We start from the raw sequence: 20,609 nt of genomic DNA, 5'->3' as shown, positions 1-20,609 counted from the left end.
TGCAGGACAGCTACTTCTACAGCGACTCGATGAATGATTTGCCGCTGCTGGAGCAGGTGGCCAACCCGGTGGTGGTGGACCCTGATCCGCGGTTGCAGGAAGAAGCGAAGCGGCGAGGGTGGAAAGAGATTTCGTTGCGAGGGTAAGGGCGCCGATCACCCGAATTCGCACCATCTGCTTTTAGCTCCCTCTCCCCCAGGGAGAGGGCTGGGGTGAGGGGACCATCCACCACAAATCTCAGCTCCCAGCCACACCCCACCCTCAATCCGGCAACCACTCCTGCAACGTCATCTCCACCGTGATGAACGACAAATTCCTCCCTCGCTCCAGCCGCCCGGCGAATATATTGCCATCGGCGTCCGCCACCACCGCCTGCAATCGACTCTGCCCGGTGGCGATCTCGCCACTGATGCTTAGAATCTCCACCCCTGGCCCCGGCACATCGATGGTCTTCATGCCATGGCGCCCCAGGTAGTTGAGCTGCGCATCGATCAAGCTGCCGAGCCCGCCACGAATCACCGCCAGATGAATGCCATAGCTGCTGCACAACGCTTCGGCGCTCTCGATGATGTCCTCGTTGGGTTTGAGCCGGGCAATCACCAGGCGGCCCAGCCGGCCGCTCTGCACCACTGAATCCTGCACACTGGGTTCGATCACTGCCGCGTCGCTCATGAAGCCTCCTGATGTACCGGGTGGAGCAGATTGAAGTGGGTTTCACCGTCGGGCTGCGCCTGGTAGGCGACCTGGTCGAACAGGCACAGGCGGATCACCAGGTTCTCGCTGCCCACCACCAGTTTGTTCAGGACCAGATGGCCGCCGTGCTGGCGCCCATCGCGGTCCAGGAAGCCGGCGTGGCAGTGCAACAGGGGCTCACCCTGAGCGTCCTTGCCCACCGTGATGGCGCCGCTGATGAAGGTGATGTAGCCGTCCAGTACCACGGGGGCACCGTAGTCGTAAGGTCGCTCGGCATTCTCGGTCACCACCATGCGGTGATAGCTCAAGTGCGCCGCACCACCGCACAGGATGCGGCCCACGGCACTGCCATAGCGCCGCCCCTTGAGCGCCGTCAGCAACCCCTCGCTGACGTTGCTGGCCAGCGGCAGGACAATGCGCAGTTCCTCGCCATTGGCCACTTCCAGGTCCAGCCGACGTGGCGCCTGGGGTACGCCGCCATGAATGAAAACGCGGACGCCGTCGCGCTGTTCGAAATGTGGAATCATCAGGCTAACTCCTCGCGCTCTTGGAGCAGTGTGCGGATCTGTTTCTTGACGATCTTGCCGTACCCCGACTTGGGCATCTCGCTCCAGCGCACGAAGCGCTTGGGCCATTTGTAGCGAGCGATGCGCGGTTCCAGATGGGCCAGCAACTGCTCGTCGCTGACTTCTGCCGTGGTAACGATCACCGCGCAGCCACATTCCCCCCATTTCTCGTCGGGCAGGCCCAGCACGGCCACTTCGTTGACCGCAGGATGGGTGAGCAGCGCTTCCTCGACCTCCCGCGGGTAGACGTTGGAACCGCCGGAAATGTACATGTCCGACGCGCGCCCGGTGATGAACAGGTAGCCCTGTTCATCGACATGGCCCAGGTCGCCGGTGTGAAACCAGCCGAACTTGAAGCAACTGGCGTTGGCCTGGGGGTTGTTGTAATAACCGCTGAATACGGCCGGGCCCCGCACGCAGATTTCACCGTCGACGCCGGTGTCCAGCTCGTTGCCGGCGTCGTCGAGGATGGCCACCTGCATGCCGGTGCGCGGATAGCCGCAACTGCCAACCTTGGCGAACGATTCCTCGGCGTCGTGGCAATCGGCGGGCAATACGGTGATGTTGCCGGTCACCTCGCCCAGGCCGTAATACTGCACCAGCACCTTGCCCAGCTTGCGCAAGGCGTGGCATTGGTCGGCGCGGTACATGGGCGCGCCGGCGTAGATCACGTGGCGCAGGCTGCTGTGATCGTGACGATCGACGGCCGGGTCCTCGGTGAGCATCTTGACGATGGTGGGCACGGTGAACAGATTGTCGACCCGATGCTCGGCCACTAGCCGCCAGGCTTCGTCGCAATCGAGCTTGTCACCGGCAGGCAGCACGCACGCGGCGCCGCGGGCGACGTTGACCAGGGCATGGATACCGGCGCCGTGGGACAGCGGCGCCAGTACCAGCGAGCGCGAATGCTGGCTCAGGCCGGGCATCAGGTCGGCAATGTGGTTGTTGATCACGAATGCCATCTGCCCGTGGCTGAGTACGCCGGCCTTGGGGTGGCCGGTGGTGCCGGAGGTGTAGAAGAACCACAGCGGGTCGTGATAGGTCACTTCGGCAGGCTTGAAAGCCTTGTAGTGCGCAGCGCCTTCGTCCAGCAGTTGCCCGTAACCCAGCTCGCCCTCGCGCGGCTCGCCAATCGCAATCACCTGTTGCAAGGCCGGCGACGCCTCGCGCACGGCGTCCACGTAGTGGGCCAGACCCTGGTCATACAGCATCGCCACTGCACCGCTGGAGCTGCCCAGGTAGGCGGCTTCCGGCGGGGTGATGCGCACGTTGGTCGGTACCCACACCACGCCCAGACGAAAGGCCACCCAGGCGCTCTCGAACAGCTCCAGGTTGTTGCGCGAATGCACCAGCAGGCGGTCGCCTTTGACCAGCCCTCGGGCACGCAGCGCCGACGCCACGCTGTCCACCCGCCGGGAGATCTCCTGCCAGCTGTGCACCCGGTCACCGCGAATGAAGCCCGGCGCCTCCGGGTAGCGGCGCGCGATCTGGTTGAGCATCTCACCCAGGTTCATCACGTTGTCGATGCCGATCATTGCGCGCGCTCCAGAATGCTCACGTAGTTGGTCACCGCCGCGCCACCCATGTTGAACACCCCAGCGCGGTCGGCCTTGGCCAGCTGCATTTCGCCGGCCTGACCGCTGAGCTGCATCGCCGCCATGACGTGCATCGACACGCCTGTGGCCCCGATCGGGTGGCCCTTGGACTTGAGCCCCCCTGACGGGTTGATCGGCAAGCGGCCGTCCTTGCGGCTGATGCCCTCGTGGATGACCCTTGCGCCCTGGCCGCGTTCTGCCAGGCCCATGGCCTCGTATTCGAGCAGTTCGGCAATGGTGAAGCAGTCGTGGGTTTCCACCAGCGACAGGTCATCCAGGCCTAGTTCGGCCTGGCCCAGCGCTTGCTGCCAGGCACGGGCCGCGCCTTCGAACACGGTAGGGTCACGGCGTGACAGTGGCAGGTAGTCGTTGACCTGCACCGCCGCGCGAAAGCGCACGGCATGAGCACGACCGCCCACCAGGTCGTCCCGGCTGATCACCAGTGCCGCCGAGCCGTCGGTGATCAGCGAGCAATCCGTGCGTTTGAGCGGGCCGGCGACGAAGGGATTCTTCTCCGACGGCTGCCGGCAGAAGTCATAGCCGAAGTCGCGACGCATGTGCGCGTAGGGGTTCAGGGTGCCGTTGGCGTGGTTCTTCGCGGCGATCATGGCCAGTGCGTCGGACTGGTCGCCATAGCGGTCGAAATAGGTCTGTGCAATGGTGCCGAAAACCCCGGCGAATCCGCCCTCGATGTCGGCTTCTTCCTTGGCGTAGCAGCACTTGAGCAGAATCTTACCCACCTGCGCGGTGGGCAGTGTGTTCATTTTCTCGAAGCCCACCACCAGGGCATGCCTGGACTGGCCGCTGAGCACCGCTTGCAGCGCCGAATGGATGGCGGCAGAGCCTGTCGAGCAGGCGTTTTCGACACGCACCGAGGGGGTGAAGCGCAGGGCCGGAATATGGTTGGCCAGAAGCGCCGACGGAAAATCCTGGTAGAGGAAACCGGCGTTGAAATGGCCTACGTGTACCGAATCGATCTGTTCGGGGGCGATGTCGGCGTGCTGCAAGGCGCCGAGGGCGGCATCGGCCATCATCTGTTCCGGATCGAGCTGGTCGAACTTGCCGAAAGGGGAGTGATACCAACCGGTAATGACAGGCGATGCCATGAGGTGTTTCCTCGTTTGATGTTGTTTGCAAGGGTCGGTAGCAAGAGCGGTGCCAACGCCCAAAACCCTCGAGCGAACCCTCTGGGCCGTGGCCTCACTGTTACGTGGCGGCGGTAGCACTGTTCGACAGGTGTCGCCCTGGACGGGGTAGGGCGACACTTTTTGGGAGACACCTGTAACAGGGGCGCGAGCGATGAGCCCTCCACGCCAGCGTCTGAACCATTCAAACAAGTTCGATTTAGTGTCCGAGAATCAGCCACTTGAGCGCTTTCCACTGGTTGGCAATGGCTATTTGCCGAGGACCGGATAGGGGTGGCACCCGATTTGCTTTATCCATCGACAGTGCACCGCTATCCCATCGCCGAGACAGGCGAATAACAACAATAAGGTCAGGAGAGCTACATGAGCGATTTCTCGCGCCGCAGTTTCATCAAGACGGCCACCCTTGCCTCGGCGGCGCTCGCTGCCACCGGCATCGGCTTGTACAGCCCCAGGAGCCAGGCAGCCGATTTCAAACTGAAGTTTGCCAACAACCTGCCCATGATCCATCCGATGAACGTGCGGGCGCGGGAGATGGCCAAGGCCATCAAGGAAGAAACCAACGGCGCGGTACAGATTCAGGTGTTCCCCAGCAGCCAGTTGGGCAGCGACACCGATACCCTGGCCCAGGTGCGTTCCGGCGCGGTCGATCTGTTCGCCCTGTCGCCGGTGATTCTCGGCACCCTGGTACCGTCGGTGCAGATCAGCGCCGTCGGGTTTGCCTTCAAGGACTACGACCAGGTCTGGAGCGCCATGGACGGTGACCTCGGCGCCCATGTGCGCGGCGAGATCGCCAAGACCGAAACCCTGTTCGCCTTCGACAAGATCTGGGACAACGGCTTCCGCGTCACCACCACCAGTACCCGCCCGGTGGCCAAGCCTGAAGACCTGGTCGGCATGAAGCTGCGGGTGCCACCCAGCCCGATCATCATGTCGATCTTCAAGGCCTTCGACGCGGCGCCCACCAGCATCAACTTCGCCGAGGTGTACTCGGCCCTGCAGACGCGCATCGTCGAGGGTCAGGAAAATCCCCTGACCCTGGTGTCCTCGGCCAAGCTCTACGAGGTGCAGAAATACTGCTCGCTGACCAACCATGTATGGGATGGCTTCTGGATGCTGGGCAACAGCAAGTCCTTTGCCCGCCTGCCGGCAGACGTGCAGGCCGTGGTGCGCAAGCACATCGATGCCGCCATCGTCGGCCAGCGCGCTGACCTCGCGGCCCTGCAGGGCAGCATCCGCGACACCCTCAAGGAGAAGGGTCTGGAGCTGGTGGACGCGGCGCCCGATCCGTTCCGCGAGAAACTGCGCAGCGCCAACTACTACGGCGACTGGCACAAGACCTTCGGTGATTCGGCCTGGGCGATCCTGGAGAAGTATTCGGGGAAATTGGCATGATGAGCGCCCCGGCGCTGCCGGCCTCCACTGCTGCAATGCGCCTGCCGGCCCGGGCGCTTACCTGCCTCAACCGTTGCACAATGCGTGTGGTGGAGGCGCTTGCGGTCGCCTTGATGTTGATCGAGACAGGCGTGCTGCTCGCCGGGGTGTTCTCCCGTTACGTGATGCACAACCCGTTGGTGTGGACCGACGAACTGGCGTCCTCGCTGTTCATCTGGCTGGCGATGTTCGGCGCCGTCCTGGCGTTGGATCGCGGCGAACACATGCGCATGTCGGCGCTGGTGAACAAGTTGCCGCTGGCCTGGCGGGGGTTCAGTGAAACCCTGTCTGCGCTGATCGTGGTGCTGTTCGTGGCCATGATCATCTCCCCGGCCATGATCCATTCCCACGAACAGATGGCGATTACCACCCCAGCCCTGGGCATTCCCGATGGCGTGCGCGCTGCCGCCTTGCCCACCGGCGCGGTGCTGATGTTGCTGGCGGCAGTGGCGCGCATGGCGCGCTATTCCACCTTGCGCCAGTTCCTGGCCGGGGTGGCGGTGGTGGCCGTGGTGGCCGGCGCGTTGTGGCTGGCGCAACCGCTGCTGGCCGAGATCGGCAACTACAACCTGGTGGTGTTCTTCCTGGTGCTGCTGGGAGCCTGTGTCTTCGGCGGCATTCCCATCGCTTTTGCCTTCGGTACCGCCACTATGGCCTACCTGGCGCTGGCCACCCATGCCCCCCTGTCCATCGTGGTCGGGCGAATGGATGAGGGCATGTCGCACATGGTGCTGCTGGCTGTGCCGCTGTTCGTGCTGCTCGGCGTGGTGCTGCAACTGTCGGGCATGGCGCGGACCTTGATCGATTTCATGGGGTCGCTGTTGGGCCACGTTCGTGGCGGTCTGCAATACGTGCTGTTGGGGGCGATGTTTCTGGTGTCGGGAATCTCCGGCTCGAAAGTCGCCGACATGGCAGCAGTGGCGCCGGCGCTGTTTCCCGAAATGAAAAAGCGCGGCTCCAAGCCTGAGGAGCTGGCGGCTCTGTTGGCCGCTACCGGGGCCATGACCGAAACCATTCCCCCCAGCCTGGTGCTGATCACCATCGGCGCGGTCTGCAGCGTGTCGATCACTGCACTGTTCATTGGTGGCTTGATGCCGGCGGTGGTGGCAACCGTGGTGATCGCCATCGTCTGCTGGTGGCGTTCACGCAAGGAAGCGATCCCGGACATCAAGCGCGCTCCGCTGTCGGTGGTGGCCAAGACCTTCATGGTCGCGTTGCCGGCCCTGGCGTTGCCTTTGCTGATTCGCGTGGCCGTACTGGAAGGCGCGGCCACGGCCACTGAGGTTTCGACCATTGGCGTGGCCTATGTGGTGCTGGTGGGCCTGGTGATGCACCTGTTCATGCGCCATATCGAGTTTCGCAAGGTGTACCCGATGATGATCGAGGCGGCAGCGTTGTCCGGCGCCATTCTGTTGATCATCGGCATGGCCTCGGCCATGGCCTGGGCGCTGACGCAATCAGGCTTCTCGGCCAACCTGGTGGACCTGATCAGCGAGATCCCTGGCGGCGCCATCGGCTTCATGATCGTCACCATCGTGACCTTCCTAGTGCTGGGCAGTGTGCTGGAGGGGATACCGGCCATCGTGCTGTTCGGGCCGCTGATGTTCCCCTTGGCCGAGATGCTCGGCATCCACCCGGTGCACTACGCCATGGTGGTGATTCTGGCCATGGGTATCGGCCTGTTCGCGCCACCCTTGGGCGTAGGTTTCTATGCCGCCTGCGCCATCAGCAAGACTTCGTCCGACCATGTCATTCGCCGCGTCTGGGGCTACCTGGGGGCGTTGGTGGTGGCATTGGTGATCGTTGCCTGTTTCCCCTGGATTTCCATCGGTTTCCTATAAGAGAGGCCTGGTCATGAGCCAAGCAGTCATTAAGGTTTCACGTTCTACCGCGGTATCCGGCCAAGGTGCGGTGGGTCGGGTGGCGCTGGTCACAGGGGCGGCAATGGGCATCGGCGCCGCGATTGCCGAGCGCCTGGGCCAGGATGGGCATCGGGTGGTGGTCGCCGACATCAACGCCACGGCTGCCGACGAGGGGGTTGCCGGCTTGCGCGCCCAAGGTATCGAAGCCCAGGCGCTGGTCATTGACATCGGCGACGAGCAGTCGATCGCTGCGGCATTCGCCAGCCTCGAGCGCTGCGATGTGTTGGTGAACAATGCGGGTATTGCCAGAACCCAGGCGTTTCTGGACTGTGATCTGGCGGACTGGCAGCGGGTGCTGAACATCAACGTGACCGGCACGTTGCTCTGTGGCCAGCATGCGGCTCGCTTGATGCGGGCCAATGGCTGGGGGCGGATCATCAACGTGGCGTCGATCAGTGGCATGCGCGCGAGCATGGGGCGTACCGCGTATGGTACGTCGAAGGCTGCGGTGATCGGCTTGACCCGGCAGATGGCGATCGAACTGGCCGAGTACGGCATCACTGTCAATGGCATTGCCCCAGGGCCGGTGGATACGCCGCTGACCCAGCGCCTGCATTCCAGCGCCACCCGCGATTCCTATGCCCGGGCGGTGCCATTGCGCCGCTATGGCACGCCGGCGGAGATGGCAGGCGCGGTGGCGTTTCTGGCGTCCGACGATGCCTCGTACATCAGCGGGCATGTGATCCCGGTGGACGGTGGGTTCATGGCCTCGGGGATTCTGGAGATCTGAGGTTCCTGGGGTGTGTCAGTGCCGGCCCCATCGCGGGTAGAACCCGCTCCCACACGAGACCGCATTTCACCCCAGCAATCGTACACCCAAGCCCCCCGACACCCCCACCCCCTGTGGGAGCGGGTTCTACCCGCGATGGGGCCGGCACTGGCACCCCTCAAAGCTCGCGTAACGCCTGCGCCCCTGCCACTTCCGCGCTTTCGATGAAGGTAGCGATGCAAGGGTTGTGGTTATCCGCTTTCCACACGGCCACCACCTCGATCACCGGGGCGTTGCGCAACGGCCGGAAGGTGGTGGTGGCCAGGCGCATGTTGCGCATCGAGCGGGGCACGATGGCGATGCCCAGCCCTTCACCCACCAGGTTGACGATGGTCTGCTGCATATTGATTTCCAGCCCCACGTTGGGCGTGACGCCGTGCTGCAGGCAGTAATTGACGATCATGTCGTGCAGCGCCGGGGCGATGCGCCGCGGCACGATGATGAAGGTTTCCCCAGCCAGATCCTGAGGCTCGATCAGCGCCTGTTCCAGCAATCGATGCCCGGGCGGCAGCACCACCGTCATCTCCTCGCGGTAGATGGTCACCGTCTCCAGCCCCGTGCAATCCTGCGGGCGGTACATGATCGCCACGTCCTTGCTGCCACTGCTGATGTCCTGAGCCAGATCCAGTGGCAAGGTCTCGGTCAGTTTCAGGTTCACTTGAGGATACAGCGCCGCGTACCGGCGGGTGATCGCCGGAGTCACGCTGTAGGCCGTGGACATCATGAAGCCCACCGATAACTCGCCCGCCGCACCGCGTGCAGCGGCCAGGGCATTGCGCTTGGCCTGTTCGAACGCCGCGAATACGGTGCCGGTATCCAGATAGAAGCGCTGCCCGGCATCCGTCAGTTCCACCCGCCGACGCGACCGGTCGAACAGCTTGACCCCCAATTCATCTTCCAGCAGCGCGATCTGCCGCGACAGCGGCGGCTGCGAGATATGCAGCCTTGCCGCCGCCCTCCCAAAGTGCAGGGTTTCAGCCAGTGCGCGGAAATACTGTAAATGCCTTAGCTCGATCATGATGCTCGCAAAGGTATCAATGGATGCTTGATTATGGATTGGAAAATATAAGTTCGCCTGGACTATTGTGAATCTGCAACGCCACTTCGACCGTCGCGTCACAAGCGCGGTGAGTCGACATAGTCACAAGCTATAGAACAATAAAAGGTGACGCTGATGCCCTCCGTACGTGAACACGTTTCGCTTGCCCCCGCTCGGTTCAACGACCGCCCCGAATGTGATATCGCCCACGACAGCGACCCGCAGGTACGCCAGGCCTTTGGCCGTGCCCTGCGTTTGATGGAGCGTGGCATTGCCGTGCTGATCCAGGGCGAGACAGGCACCGGCAAGGAGGTCCTGGCGCGCGCCCTGCACGCGCACGGCCAGCGACGTTCCGCTCAGTGCGTGGCGCTCAATTGCGCATCGATTCCGGAAAGCCTGGTGGAAAGCGAGCTGTTCGGCTATTCGCGCGGTGCGTTCTCCGGCGCGCTGCCGTGCGGCAAGAAGGGCAAGGTGGTACAAGCCGATGGCGGCACCTTGTTTCTGGATGAAATCGGCGATATGCCCTACGAACAGCAGACCCGTCTGCTGCGAGTCATTGCCGAGCGCGAGATCACCCCGTTGGGCGCCGAGCGCAGCGTGCCGGTGGATTTTGCCTTGATCTGCGCCACCCATCAGAACCTGGAGCAGATGGTGGAAAACGGCGCCTTTCGCGAGGACCTGTTCTACCGCATCGCCACCGGTGTGGTGCGCCTGCCGCCGTTGCGCGAACGCACCGACATCGCCGAGCTGGTGCGCGGCATGCTGGCCAGCGAGCTGCCGGGGTGCGATCCGCAGCAGGTGCTGGCCCCCAGCGTCTGGCCGCTGCTGCTCAACCACAGCTGGCCGGGCAATCTGCGTCAGCTCCGCGCGGTCATCCGCTATGCCTGCGCGGTGATGGAAGGCGCGCGTATCCAGCTGGCGGATCTACCGGCCGAATTCCTGGCCCAGACCTCGGCGCCGGCGGTGGTCAAGACAGCCACTGTCACGCCCATCTTGCGCGCGGCCCCCGCGGCCGCGCCGGCGAGTGAGCGCGACGATGTGCTCGGCGTGCTCAACGAGTGCCGCTGGAACATGTCCGCTGCAGCCCGGGCGCTGGGTATCTGCAGGCCTTCGCTGTATCGGGTGCTGCGGCGCTTGGGGATTGCGCCGCTCAAGGATCAATTGGCGCAGGGTGGGTATTCGTTGGCTTGATGGCCCACCCACAATCACACCCAAGGGAATAACAACAATGAATACCCCTGTCTCCCTCGCCATCACCGGCCGTATCGCCTTGGTCACGGGTGCCGCCCGCGGCATCGGTTTTGCCATCGCCCAAGCCCTCGGCCAATGCGGTGCACGCGTGGTGGTCGCCGATCTCGACCTCACTGCCGCGCAACGTGCTGCTGCCCAATTGGGCGGGCAGGGCATAGAGGCTCTGGGCCTGGCTGTCGACGTCTCCGATGAGCAGCAAGTGCTGGCCATGGTGGCGGCGGTTCGAATGCAGTGGGGGGACGTCGACATCCTGGTCAACAACGCCGGCATCGTCTCCACCGGGCCTTTGCTGGAAGTCAGTGCCGCTGAGTGGAACCGTGTCATGGCCATCGACCTGACCAGTGTCTTCTACTGCGCCAAGGCAGTGCTGCCGGCGATGATGGATCGGCGCGCTGGGCGGATCATCAATATCGCCTCGGTGGCGGGCAAACGCGGCGGTGGGTTGCTGGGCAACAGCTGCTACGCCGCGGCCAAGGGCGGTGTGATAGCGCTGACCAAGGGCTTGGCTCGCGAAGGCGGGCCCTTCAATATCACCGCCAATGCCGTCGCCCCGGCCCTGACCGACACCGAAATGACCAGCGTGCTGGCACCCGACGCGCGCGCCCGGGTACTGGCCGACATGCCCCTGGGCCGCGCCGGAACACCGCGGGACATCGCCGCGGCGGTGTGTTTCCTGGCCTCGGATGCGGCCGCGTTCGTGACCGGGGAAATCATGGATGTGGATGGGGGCTACATGCGGGATTGACGGCGGCCTGGAGGGCCCCATCGCGGGCAGAGCCCGCTCCCACAGGGTTCTGTGGTGTTCACACGGCCCCTGTGGGCAGTAGCTCTGGCATCAGGGCTCTTTGGTGTTCACACGGTCCCTGTGGGCAGTAGCTCTGGCATCAGGGCTCTTTGGTGTTCACACGGTCCCTGTGGGCAGTAGCTCTGGCATCAGGGCTCTTTGGTGTTCACGCGGTCCCTGTGGGCAGTAGCTCTGGCATCAGGGTTCTGTGGTGTTCACACGGCCCCTGTGGGCAGTAGCTCTGGCATCAGGGTTCTGTGGTGTTCACACGGCCCCTGTGGGCAGTAGCTCTGGCATCAGGGCTCTTTGGTGTTCACGCGGTCCCTGTGGGAGCGGGCTCTGCCCGCGATGAGGCCCTCGAGGTCACCCCATCACATCGCCGGAATCCACGCCAGAATCAACGACACCGTCACCAGCGACAACAAGGTCGACACCAGAATCGCGCGTGACATGGTGTCAGCCTCCCTACCGAACAGCGCGGCCAGCATGAACGGGCCATTGCCGATGGGCAATGCGCTCAACAGCAGTGCCGACCACGCCCACATCGGCGGCATGTCGAACACCCAGAACGCCAGCACCGCTGTAAGTGCCGGCTGCAACAGCAGCTTCATGGCCACCAGCATCCACAGCGTGTGATTATCGGCCCTGCGCGACTCGGTAGCGGCCAGGAACAGGCCGATCGAGACCAGTGCGCAAGGCCCGGCGGCGCCGCCCAGAAAATTGAACAGTTGCTGCACCCCGGTTGGCAGCGCCACGCCACTCCAGGCCACCAGGCTGCCCAGCACCGGCGCCACCATGATCGGATTGCGCAGCAGCGAACCGCCAACCTTGGCCAAGGTCCGGCCCAGGTGCTTTTCTGTCTGGCGGGAGGTTTCGATCATGATGATGGCGATCGCGAAAAGTACGCACGCAGTCATCAATACCCCAATGACGCCTGGCGCAATCGCCTGCTGGCCGAACGTCAGCAGACACAGCGGAATACCGAGGAAGCCCGCATTGGGATAGGCGGCCCCCAATGCGTCGACCGTGGCATCGATGAAATGCGCGTCATGGCGCAGGCGTAACCACAAGGTCAAGAGGAACACCACCGCCATGCCCAGGGCGAACGACAGGATGTAGCCCAGGTTCAACGCCTCCACCGACCCCAGTCGCGCCATAGCTTCGAACAGCAGTGAGGGCAGCCCCAGATAGATCACGAAACGGTTGAGTTCGGTGGAAGCATTCGGCCCCAGGATGTTGCGCCGCCGACAGACGAAGCCGATCAAAATCAGGCCGAACACGGGAAAGGCGACGTTGAAGATGGCAAGCATTGCGCAAGAGCGTCCTTGGGTTGGAGGGCGGGTTGTGTAGGGTAGGGAGTTTAGCGGTGAATGCTCCACTTACCGAAGAACCCAGCCCATCACCCGAAAATCAATGCCCCAACCGATTGGCAAACTGCCCGACCACATCCACCACCCGCTGCGCGCCGTCCTGAATTTCCACGATCACTTCGCCGGCTTCATTGGCCAGCGCCAGCCCCTGATCGGCCTGCTTTCTTCCGGTTTCCATCAAGGCCACCGCCTGGCCCGCCAGCTTCTGATTCTGCTGCACCACTCCGGTGATTTCCTCGGTGGCCTTGCTGGTGCGCGAGGCCAGTTGCCGCACTTCGTCGGCCACCACCGCAAAGCCACGGCCCTGCTCACCGGCGCGGGCCGCCTCGATCGCCGCGTTGAGGGCCAGCAGGTTGGTCTGCTCGGCAATGCTGCTGATGGTCTTGATGATGCTGCCGATCATCTGTGACTGCTGATCCAGCGCACCGATGCCGTCGGCCGCCTGCTGCATGCACTGGGCCAGTTCACGCATCACGGTCACAGTGTCTTTGACCACCGTGGCGCCGCGCTGGGCGCAGGCATCGGTTTGCTGCGAGGTGCTGAAGGCGACGTTGGCAGCCTGCGACACGGCCACGTCCTGATCGACCTGGTCGGTGATCACGGTGGCGAACTTGACCACCTTGTACAGCTTGTCGTGGGCATCGATCACCGGATTGTACGAAGCTTCCAGCCAGACTACGCGGCCATGACGGTCAATGCGCTTGAAGCGGTCGGCGACGAATTCGCCACTGCGCAGCTTGTCCCAGAACGCCCGGTATTGCGCCGAGCTGGATTCGGCCTGCTCGCAGAACAGGCGGTGATGCTTGCCCTTAATTTGTTCCAGGGTGTAGCCCATGGCGTCGAGGAAGCGATCATTGGCGGTGATCACTTCGCCTTCCAGATTGAACTCGATCACCGCCGTGGACCGCAGCAGCGCCTTGATCAGGCTCTCATCTTCGCGCGACGACTCGATGGTGCGGGTCAGGTCGCTGGCGTAGATCGAGAACTGGGTGACCTCGCCGACGCTGTTCTTGATCGGCTGCAGGATCGAGCGCAGCCATGCCTCGCTGCCATCGCCACGCATCAGGCGGATCACGCCGCTGTAGTGCTCGCCGCGCTGCAGCGCACCCTTGAACAGCGCGTACAACTCCAGACCCTTGACGTGCTGGGGCACCAGCTCATTGATGGGATGCCCGGTCAGGGCGCCTGGACGATAGCCCATCTCCCGTTCGAAGTTGGCATTCACCGAAGTGATCCGGCCCTGCGGATCGAGGAACACCCCCAGCATTTCCTCGTCGAGGCTGGCGCGCACCTGTTCCATCGACGAGACCTTCTCGCGAAGCTCGGCGAGTTCCTGTTTGAGTTTGTTATTGAACATGGCGGCGCTTCCCTGAGCTGGGGGTGGTGATGACCATTGCATCGGCGCGGCCATCGGATACTTGAGTCTGGCTTATGTTCGGCGCTCAACCGCGCAATTCGTCGATTTTTACTTGAAGCGAAGGGGGGAGGTGCATCTACACTGATGGCACTATCGCACTAGGAGGCTAAAGGGAGCATGACAGCCGATAACCTGATGGATCTGGTTGCCTTGAGGCCGTTGAACGCTACCGAAGCGGGCTGCATCGACCGGGTACTGCGCGCGATGCGCACGCACCTGGGCATGGATGTCGCCTTCGTCTCGCATTTTCGCGACACCGATCGTGTGTTCACCCACGTCGACGCCCGTGGCCAGGCGCCCCTGAGTCCGGGCGACGTACTGGCGATGAGTGCCGGCTATTGCCGCAGCGTGGTCGACGGCCTGCTACCCGGAGTGATACCGGACACCGCTGATTTTCCAGCGGCATTGGCCATTGCCGAGACCCATACCCTCCCCATCGGCTCGCACATGAGCGTGCCGGTGCATCTGAGCGATGGGCGTCTTTACGGCACCTTCTGCTGCTTCAGTCACTGCCCCATGCCTGGTCTTACCGAGCGTGACCTGCAAGTGATGAAGGTATTCGGCGAACTGATCGCCGAGCGCATCGAGGCGGATCTGGGCCGCGCGCGCAATTACGACGAGAAGGCCACGAGGGTGCGCGCGGCCATGGATGCCCGCCAGCCGCTGATTGTCTATCAGCCCATCTTCGACCTGGCGAGCATGCAGGTGGCCGGCTGGGAATGTCTGTCGCGGTTTGCCAGCCAGCCGCAGCGCGCGCCCGATGTCTGGTTTCAGGAGGCGGCGGATGTGGGTTTGGGCGAAGAGCTGGAATGCCTGGCCATCGCCGAAGCGCTGGCGGCGCTGGCGCACTTTCCGGGGCATACCTACCTCAGTCTCAACTGCTCGCCGCAACTGGTGCTAAGCGGTAGGCTGCTGGCTGCCCTGGCCGATCAGCCGGCGCACCGGCTGGTGCTGGAGCTGACCGAACACGCGGTGGTGCAGGATTACCATCTGCTCGAGGTGGCGCTACAACCCTTGCGTGCCCAGGGTGTGCGGGTGGCTATCGACGATGCCGGCGCCGGCTATGCCAGCCTTCGGCACATCCTGCAATTGCGCCCGGACATGATCAAACTCGACATGAGCCTGACCCGTGGCATCGACCGCGACCTGCAGCGCCGAGCCATGGCCTCGGCATTGATCGCCTTTGGCCGCGAGACCGGTAGCGTGATCGTCGCCGAGGGAGTGGAGACCGAGCAGGAGCTCGCCCAGTTGAAGCGCCTGGGCACCGCGATGGCACAAGGGTTCCTGCTGGGCCATCCGCAGACCCTGGATGCCCTGGCTTGAGCCGGATGCGGCGTGTACCGTCTAACCCCCCCCGACGCGGCCCCCCCCACAACTGTAGCAGCGGCGTAAGCCGCGTCCCGAGGCACCGCGGTATGGCAGGCGTATGGTGTAATGGCCGGACGCGGCTCACGCCGCTGCTACATTCGCGAGGCCCGAGGCACCGCGGTGTGTCAGGTGTACGGTATGACGACCGGACGCGGCTTACGCCGCTGCTACGGGGTTCGCGGGGGGCGAGGCGCCGTCAGGTGTACGGTGTAACGGCCCGACGCGGCTTACGCTGCTGCTACGGGTTAGCGGTTTACGGTTTTGGCGGGTAGGGCGACTACCAGCAGCGAGCTTAGCAGCAGGCACCCGGCGAAGATCCACATGGCGATCTGCGGGCTGTGGAATTTGTCCATTACGGCACCCATCAGCGAGTTGCTCACCAGCCCGGCGATGTTGGCCACCGAGCAGGCCAGGGCAAAGCCGGTGGCGGCGGCGGTGCCTTTGAGGAACGTGGCTGGCAGGCTGAAGAACACTGGCACCGCGCCGATGATGGTCAGCGATGCCACCGAGAACAGCAGCACGGTGATCGCTACGTTCTGGGTGAAGAAGGTGCTGAAGAACATCGCCGCCGCGCCGATGATGAACGGAACGATGATGTGCCAGCGGCGCTCGCGGTGCTTGTCGGAACTGGCACCGATGGCCAGCATGCCGATCAACCCGGCCAGGCTCGGAATGGCCACCAGCAGACCGATGTCGCTGGGGTTCGACACCCCGGCGTTCTTGATGAACGTCGGCAGCCAGAAGCCCATGGCGTAAGCACTGAGCAGAATCGAGAAATCGATGCCGCCAAGCATCCACACCTTGAGGTTGAAGAAGCCATCGCGGAACGAATGGCCGCCCTTGTTCTCACTGTTGTCCTTGGCCAGCACCGCCTCCAGTTCGGCTTTCTCGCCGTCGCTGAGCCATTTGGCCTGACGGATGCCGTTGGGCAATATGACAAAGCACAGAAAGCCCAGAATCACCGTGGGAATCGCCTCCAGCAGGAACAGCCACTGCCAGTTATGCAGCCCCTGCACACCGTCGAAGTTGCCCATGATCCAGCCTGAAATAGGGCTGCCCAGCAGGCTCGACAGCGGCAGGCCGATCATGAACAGGGCGATGATGCGGCTGCGGCGATACGACGGAAACCATTGGCTCAGGTAATACAGAACGCCCGGCAAAAAGCCGGCTTCGGCAGCACCGAGCAGAAAGCGCAAGGTGTAGAACTGCCACTCGGTGGTGACGAACATGGTCAGCCCGGACAGCAAGCCCCAACTGATCATGATTCGCGCGATCCACAGGCGCGCGCCGACCTTTTCCAGCACCAGGTTGCTAGGTACTTCGAACAGGATATAGCCGACGAAGAACAACCCGGCGCCCAGGCCATAGGCGGTTTCACTCATGTGCAGGGTGTCGAGCATCTGCAGTTTGGCGAAGCCAACGTTGATGCGGTCCAGGTAGGACGCCAGGTAACAGAAGCACAAGAACGGAATCAGACGCCAGACGATCTTGCGATAGGTATCGGCGGTGGCGGCCTGGGGCAGGCCGACCGTTTCGGCGTTGCTCAGTGACATGGTGCATCTCCTGTTTCTGCCGCAGGTGCAGGGCGGCACAAAATTGATTCAATGGGGGGGCAGTTCAGGAATACAGGCTAAGGGTGGTTTCTTTTGTTATGTCAGGGAGGACCTCTTCGCGGCTTCACGTCGCTTCAACAAGGGATAACCACACCTTGCAGGATCGGCGTGCAGCCGCGAAGAGCCCGGTACATCCACTACAGATCGTGCAGATACCCGAGCGCCTCTGCCTTCAACACCACATCCCCATACTTGCTGTCGATATCGAACAGATTCGCTTCATGCGGCGCTTCGTGCCGATCCCCGACGCACTCGCGTACCACGATGGTCCGGAAACCATGCTGCACACCATCCACTGCGGTGGCGCGGATGCAACCGCTGGTGGAGCAGCCCGCCAGGATGATGGTATCCACCCCCAACGACTGCAACATCGGCGCCAGGCTGGTACCGAAGAACGAACTGGCGTACTGCTTGCTCAGCACCACTTCTTCGGCCAGCGGCAACACCTCACCGCAGAACGCGGCCAGCGGATTGCCTTCGACCATGTCTTTCATCACCGGTGCTTTCCTGACCCACATACCGCCGTCGGCGAAGTGCCCGGGGTGGTAACGGATATTGGTGTGGATCACCGGGATGCCGGCCTGCCGCGCTGCTGCCAGCAACTGGACGCTTTCACGCACCGCGCTGACCACGCCGGGCGCGAACAATGGTGCGCCTTCGGTGGTATAGCCCTGCATGAAGTCGATCATCAACAGGGCAGGGCGCTGGCCGAAGCCAATGCGGTTGCCCCATACACCCTGGTAGTTGTCTTGAGCGGTCGTCATCGGGAACTCCTCAGTAAGCGCCGGACAGCAGCGCGCCGGCACCCGGTACGATGGCTTCAAGCTTCAGGGCCTTGAGCATGGCGTAGGTGGTGGCGATGGCTGCGGTCAGTACCGGCTTGCCGGTTTGTGCCTCGACCTTGGCCACGGCCCCCAGCGACGGCATCTGCACGCAGGCCGAGAGCACGATCACGTCCACGCCTTCCAGGTCCAGGTCGGCCACGATGCCGGGCAGGTTGGCGGGGTCGTGGCGGGCCACGGCAAGGTTGTCAGGGATCTCCAGCGCATGCCAGACCTTGACCTCGATGCCTTCATGCTCGATGTAGTCGACGACCAGTTCGGTCAGCGGCTTCATGTACGGCGCGACCAGGGCAATACGCTTGGCCCCCAGCACCTTCAAACCGTCGACCAGGGCACCGGCGCTGGTAATGACCTGGGCATCGGAGTCGTTGTCACGTACGGCCTGGCCCAGGCGCTGTTGCGATTCGCGGTGATAGCCGCGACCCATGGCCATGATCGCCACCAGGCAAGCGTAACCCAGCACGTCGACGCGCGCGTCGGACAGCTCCAGCGCGCAGCGGTCGGACTGGGCGTCCATCGCCGCCAGTTCTTCCTTCTTCACGTGCTTCATGCGCATGCGCGCCGAGTGGAAGGTGAAGCGCTCCGGGCGAATCAGCTGGCGGGCGGTCAGCATCGCGGGAATTTCGGTTTCCATCGTGGTGTTGGAGCTCGGCACGATCTGGCCGATGCGATAAACCTTGTTCATTCAGAGTGCTCCAGGCTGTTGCAGAAAGTCGCCCAAGGCAACGAAAAAACCATCGAAGTCGTCCCACGGGATCATGTGGCCCGCGTTCTCGACCCGTGCCAGGCGAATCAAGGGCTGCAGGCCCTTGATCTCGGCTTCGTCTTCGGCCTGGATCACGCCGCCCTTGCCGGCCACCATCAATAGCGCCGGGGCCGGCAGTTTGGCGAAGTCCTGATGGATGTCCAGCTCATGAAAGTCTTCATAGGCCTTGAGAATCGCCGGTTCGTAACAGGTGTGCAGCCATTCGGCGCGCAAGGCGCGCTGTTCTTCGGTCCAGGTAGGGCAGAAGGCAAGCATGTCTTCGGCGTTCATGCCGTGCAGCGACTGGCGAATCGAGTCCACGTACCAGGGCATCTTGCCGGGGTATTCGCGGCGGCCGGGGCCGGACACCGGCGGGTCCACCAGTACCAGGCGCTTGATACCGGCGTGGGGGTGGCGGGTGGCGGCGCGCATGATGAAGCGAGCGCCCATGGAATGGCCGAGCAGATGGTACTCGGTCAGGTTCAGGGCGGCGGCGAAGGCCACGATGTCGTCGGCGCAGGCATCGGTGCCGTAGTCCAGATCCGGTCCGGTGGACGACAGGCCACGCCCGCGGGCATCCAATACGTAGACATCGAACTGTCCCGCCAGGCGTTCGGCAACGAAGCCCCAGGTAATGGCCGGGCTGGTGATGCCCGGAATCAGCAGCAGCGGTGTGCCTTTGCCGCCATAACGCAGATAGTGCTGGCGGATACCGTTGGCGTGCACATTGCCGCCGTAAAGAAACGTACTCATGCCGCGCTCTCCGTTTTCAGTTCGTGGCCGTACAGGTCGTAGCCGAACACCCAGGCCGGATCTTCCTGGGTGCGCAGCCAGGTGTTGGCGTTGGACACCGCCTGAACGCGTGAGGCGCGCTCCTTGCGGTTGGCTTCGTAGAGGTCGAAGGCTGTGGCGAAGTCATCGACGCCGGTTTCCTGCAGGCAGCGTGCAAGCATCGCGCCGTCTTCGATGGCCATGGCCGCGCCCTGGGCCATGTGCGGCTTCATCGGGTGGCAGGCATCGCCCAACAGCACCATGCGGCCCTTGCTCCACACCGGCAGTGGCTTGCGGTTGAGCAGCGGCCATTTGGTGATGGATTCGGAGCTGGCGATCAGCGCCTGGACAGTGGGGTGGTAGCCTTTGAAGGCGTCGTACATGGCGTCTTTGCTGCTATCGATGAAGCTGGCGTTGCCGCCTTCCCATTCGGCCTGGGGCACGCCGCTGACGAAGTAGTATTCATCACGCTTGCCGGTGGTGTAGTAGACCATCAGGTGACGATCTTCGGACCACCACTTCACGCAGGCTTCGAAGTCGAAATCGAAGGCTTTGAGCTTTTCGCCCGGAATCAGTGCGCGGTGCCCCACCCAGCCGCTGTAGGTCGGTGCTTCGGCACCCAGCAGATGCTCGCGAATCTGCGAATTGATACCGTCGGCGCCGACCACGATGTCGGCGCGCGCCTGGGTGCCATCGGCGAAGCTCAGCACGACATCGCTGCCGGTGTCTTCGACCTGCATCAACTGCTTGTTGAAATGCACGCTGCCGGGCTTGAGGGTCGACATCTGCAGGGCGTGCAGGTCGCCGCGGTGTACGGTGATGTAGGCGGCGTCGTATTCCTTGCGCGCGAAGTCGCCCAGCTTGATACGTGACAGGTACTCACCACTGGCGTCGCGGCTGAACCAGAAATCGGGGTGCGAGCCCATGAGCTCGAGCTGTTTCTCGATGCCCATGCGGCGGAAGATCTTCATGACATTGGGGCCCATGTGGATGCCCGCGCCCAGGCGCGAGAACGCCGGAGCCTGTTCGTAGACGTCGACGTCAAAGCCGGCCTGCTGCAGCAAGGTCGCGGCGGCAGCGCCACCCAGGCCGGCGCCGACGATGGCGATTTTCTTTGCGTTTGCCATTGGTAATCCTCTTGGGTGTCAGGTGGGGTAATGCGTAGTCATAGCGTATGCACTATTTATTCCTGATTTTGAGAGGGGTGGGGTGAATGGGCCCTCGATGTACGCTAAATAACTGATGTATAACGATTAAAAATTTGTTATCGGCGCTTGTATGGGGG

General features: G+C 63.2%; 18 protein-coding genes and 2 pseudogenes. 7 read left to right on the top strand and 13 right to left on the bottom strand.

What is annotated here, in order from left to right; genetic code table 11:
- Positions 1-146 (top strand): HAD family hydrolase (locus B3397_RS19155; RefSeq protein ID WP_414704412.1); only part of this gene is annotated, 146 nt, incomplete at its 5' end.
- Positions 147-261: 115 nt separating this feature from the next.
- Here B3397_RS19155 and B3397_RS19150 read toward each other — a convergent pair.
- Genes B3397_RS19150 through B3397_RS19135 form a run of 4 tightly spaced genes read right to left on the bottom strand, consistent with a single transcriptional unit; the run spans position 262 to position 3,960 of the window.
- Entirely contained in the window at positions 262-672 is a 411-nt protein-coding gene (locus B3397_RS19150) for a PPC domain-containing DNA-binding protein (RefSeq protein WP_296253153.1), read from the bottom strand.
- Positions 669-1,220, bottom strand: a complete 552-nt coding sequence (locus tag B3397_RS19145; RefSeq protein WP_296253152.1) for a hypothetical protein — start codon at positions 1,218-1,220, stop codon at positions 669-671. The genes B3397_RS19150 and B3397_RS19145 overlap by 4 nt, the downstream gene beginning before the upstream one ends.
- On the bottom strand, positions 1,220-2,794 hold the full coding sequence (locus tag B3397_RS19140; protein ID WP_296253150.1) for an acyl-CoA synthetase: 1,575 nt from the start codon (positions 2,792-2,794) through the stop codon (positions 1,220-1,222). Before B3397_RS19140 ends, B3397_RS19145 begins: the two co-directional genes overlap by 1 nt.
- Positions 2,791-3,960, bottom strand: a complete 1,170-nt coding sequence (locus tag B3397_RS19135) for an acetyl-CoA acetyltransferase (RefSeq protein ID WP_296253148.1) — start codon at positions 3,958-3,960, stop codon at positions 2,791-2,793. The genes B3397_RS19140 and B3397_RS19135 overlap by 4 nt, the downstream gene beginning before the upstream one ends.
- A 402-nt stretch (positions 3,961-4,362) precedes the next feature.
- Here B3397_RS19135 and B3397_RS19130 point away from each other — a divergent pair, with 402 nt between their 5' ends.
- From B3397_RS19130 to B3397_RS19120, 3 genes are read left to right on the top strand one after another with little or no spacing between them, the layout of a single operon-like run.
- Positions 4,363-5,394, top strand: a complete 1,032-nt coding sequence (locus B3397_RS19130) for a TRAP transporter substrate-binding protein (protein ID WP_296253146.1) — start codon at positions 4,363-4,365, stop codon at positions 5,392-5,394.
- On the top strand, positions 5,391-7,274 hold the full coding sequence (locus B3397_RS19125; RefSeq protein ID WP_296253144.1) for a TRAP transporter large permease subunit: 1,884 nt from the start codon (positions 5,391-5,393) through the stop codon (positions 7,272-7,274). Before B3397_RS19130 ends, B3397_RS19125 begins: the two co-directional genes overlap by 4 nt.
- Before the next feature lie 13 nt (positions 7,275-7,287).
- A complete protein-coding gene (locus tag B3397_RS19120; protein ID WP_296253142.1) occupies positions 7,288-8,085 on the top strand; it encodes an SDR family NAD(P)-dependent oxidoreductase in 798 nt (265 codons plus the stop codon).
- 157 nt (positions 8,086-8,242) lie between these two features.
- On the opposite strand, the gene B3397_RS19115 is transcribed toward B3397_RS19120, so the two are convergent.
- The gene (locus tag B3397_RS19115) at positions 8,243-9,142 is read right to left on the bottom strand and encodes a LysR family transcriptional regulator (RefSeq protein WP_296253140.1); all 900 of its coding nucleotides are present in this window, start codon (positions 9,140-9,142) and stop codon (positions 8,243-8,245) included.
- A gap of 156 nt (positions 9,143-9,298) precedes the next feature.
- On the opposite strand from B3397_RS19115, the gene B3397_RS19110 reads away from it, so the two are divergent.
- Positions 9,299-10,354, top strand: coding sequence for a sigma-54-dependent Fis family transcriptional regulator (locus B3397_RS19110; RefSeq protein ID WP_296253138.1), 1,056 nt, complete (start codon positions 9,299-9,301; stop codon positions 10,352-10,354).
- A gap of 37 nt (positions 10,355-10,391) precedes the next feature.
- Complete coding sequence (locus B3397_RS19105; RefSeq protein WP_296253137.1) at positions 10,392-11,159, top strand: SDR family NAD(P)-dependent oxidoreductase; 768 nt, start codon at positions 10,392-10,394, stop codon at positions 11,157-11,159.
- Positions 11,160-11,569: 410 nt separating this feature from the next.
- On the opposite strand, the gene B3397_RS19100 is transcribed toward B3397_RS19105, so the two are convergent.
- The 3 genes and pseudogenes from B3397_RS19100 to B3397_RS22600 all read right to left on the bottom strand — a co-directional run.
- Positions 11,570-12,508 carry an AEC family transporter gene (locus B3397_RS19100; protein WP_296253135.1) on the bottom strand — a complete coding sequence of 313 codons (939 nt, stop codon included), beginning with the start codon at positions 12,506-12,508 and terminating at the stop codon, positions 11,570-11,572.
- Positions 12,509-12,608: 100 nt separating this feature from the next.
- Positions 12,609-13,043, bottom strand: a pseudogene (locus B3397_RS22605) (methyl-accepting chemotaxis protein); the annotation flags it as partial.
- Positions 13,044-13,163: 120 nt separating this feature from the next.
- Positions 13,164-13,868 (bottom strand): annotated as a pseudogene (locus tag B3397_RS22600) (PAS domain-containing protein); the annotation flags it as partial.
- 234 nt (positions 13,869-14,102) lie between these two features.
- Here B3397_RS22600 and B3397_RS19090 point away from each other — a divergent pair.
- Positions 14,103-15,308 carry a sensor domain-containing phosphodiesterase gene (locus B3397_RS19090; RefSeq protein ID WP_296253130.1) on the top strand — a complete coding sequence of 402 codons (1,206 nt, stop codon included), beginning with the start codon at positions 14,103-14,105 and terminating at the stop codon, positions 15,306-15,308.
- Between the two features lie 290 nt (positions 15,309-15,598).
- Here the strand turns inward: B3397_RS19090 and B3397_RS19085 are convergent, their stop codons facing one another.
- From B3397_RS19085 to B3397_RS19065, 5 genes are all read right to left on the bottom strand, one after another.
- Positions 15,599-16,906, bottom strand: a complete 1,308-nt coding sequence (locus tag B3397_RS19085) for an MFS transporter (protein WP_296253128.1) — start codon at positions 16,904-16,906, stop codon at positions 15,599-15,601.
- A gap of 197 nt (positions 16,907-17,103) precedes the next feature.
- The gene (locus tag B3397_RS19080; protein WP_296253126.1) at positions 17,104-17,730 is read right to left on the bottom strand and encodes an N-carbamoylsarcosine amidohydrolase; all 627 of its coding nucleotides are present in this window, start codon (positions 17,728-17,730) and stop codon (positions 17,104-17,106) included.
- A 10-nt stretch (positions 17,731-17,740) separates the two neighbouring features.
- The gene (locus tag B3397_RS19075) at positions 17,741-18,493 is read right to left on the bottom strand and encodes a maleate cis-trans isomerase family protein (RefSeq protein WP_296253124.1); all 753 of its coding nucleotides are present in this window, start codon (positions 18,491-18,493) and stop codon (positions 17,741-17,743) included.
- Positions 18,494-19,306: an alpha/beta fold hydrolase gene (locus B3397_RS19070; protein WP_296253122.1), complete on the bottom strand. Its 813-nt coding sequence runs from the start codon at positions 19,304-19,306 to the stop codon at positions 18,494-18,496.
- Positions 19,303-20,451: an FAD-dependent monooxygenase gene (locus tag B3397_RS19065; RefSeq protein ID WP_296253120.1), complete on the bottom strand. Its 1,149-nt coding sequence runs from the start codon at positions 20,449-20,451 to the stop codon at positions 19,303-19,305. The genes B3397_RS19070 and B3397_RS19065 overlap by 4 nt, the downstream gene beginning before the upstream one ends.
- Positions 20,452-20,609 lie beyond the last annotated feature (158 nt).

The sequence above is a fragment of the Pseudomonas sp. UBA4194 genome, from assembly GCF_002379585.1.
In the GTDB taxonomy this organism is placed as follows: Bacteria; Pseudomonadota; Gammaproteobacteria; order Pseudomonadales; family Pseudomonadaceae; genus Aquipseudomonas.
This window is presented reverse-complemented; position numbering and strand designations above follow the sequence as displayed.

Excerpts from the sequence above, each read along its gene's own strand:
- B3397_RS19130 (WP_296253146.1), top strand. The coding sequence starts at position 4,363 with ATGAGCGATTTCTCGCGCCGCAGTTTCATCAAGACGGCCACCCTTGCC.
- B3397_RS19125 (WP_296253144.1), top strand. The coding sequence starts at position 5,391 with ATGATGAGCGCCCCGGCGCTGCCGGCCTCCACTGCTGCAATGCGCCTG.
- B3397_RS19065 (WP_296253120.1), bottom strand. The coding sequence starts at position 20,451 with ATGGCAAACGCAAAGAAAATCGCCATCGTCGGCGCCGGCCTGGGTGGC.
- B3397_RS19100 (WP_296253135.1), bottom strand. The coding sequence starts at position 12,508 with ATGCTTGCCATCTTCAACGTCGCCTTTCCCGTGTTCGGCCTGATTTTG.
- B3397_RS19090 (WP_296253130.1), top strand. The coding sequence starts at position 14,103 with ATGACAGCCGATAACCTGATGGATCTGGTTGCCTTGAGGCCGTTGAAC.
- B3397_RS19085 (WP_296253128.1), bottom strand. The coding sequence starts at position 16,906 with ATGTCACTGAGCAACGCCGAAACGGTCGGCCTGCCCCAGGCCGCCACC.
- B3397_RS19110 (WP_296253138.1), top strand. The coding sequence starts at position 9,299 with ATGCCCTCCGTACGTGAACACGTTTCGCTTGCCCCCGCTCGGTTCAAC.
- B3397_RS19140 (WP_296253150.1), bottom strand. The coding sequence starts at position 2,794 with ATGATCGGCATCGACAACGTGATGAACCTGGGTGAGATGCTCAACCAG.
- B3397_RS19080 (WP_296253126.1), bottom strand. The coding sequence starts at position 17,730 with ATGACGACCGCTCAAGACAACTACCAGGGTGTATGGGGCAACCGCATT.
- B3397_RS19105 (WP_296253137.1), top strand. The coding sequence starts at position 10,392 with ATGAATACCCCTGTCTCCCTCGCCATCACCGGCCGTATCGCCTTGGTC.
- B3397_RS19150 (WP_296253153.1), bottom strand. The coding sequence starts at position 672 with ATGAGCGACGCGGCAGTGATCGAACCCAGTGTGCAGGATTCAGTGGTG.
- B3397_RS19115 (WP_296253140.1), bottom strand. The coding sequence starts at position 9,142 with ATGATCGAGCTAAGGCATTTACAGTATTTCCGCGCACTGGCTGAAACC.
- B3397_RS19120 (WP_296253142.1), top strand. The coding sequence starts at position 7,288 with ATGAGCCAAGCAGTCATTAAGGTTTCACGTTCTACCGCGGTATCCGGC.
- B3397_RS19075 (WP_296253124.1), bottom strand. The coding sequence starts at position 18,493 with ATGAACAAGGTTTATCGCATCGGCCAGATCGTGCCGAGCTCCAACACC.
- B3397_RS19070 (WP_296253122.1), bottom strand. The coding sequence starts at position 19,306 with ATGAGTACGTTTCTTTACGGCGGCAATGTGCACGCCAACGGTATCCGC.
- B3397_RS19135 (WP_296253148.1), bottom strand. The coding sequence starts at position 3,960 with ATGGCATCGCCTGTCATTACCGGTTGGTATCACTCCCCTTTCGGCAAG.
- B3397_RS19145 (WP_296253152.1), bottom strand. The coding sequence starts at position 1,220 with ATGATTCCACATTTCGAACAGCGCGACGGCGTCCGCGTTTTCATTCAT.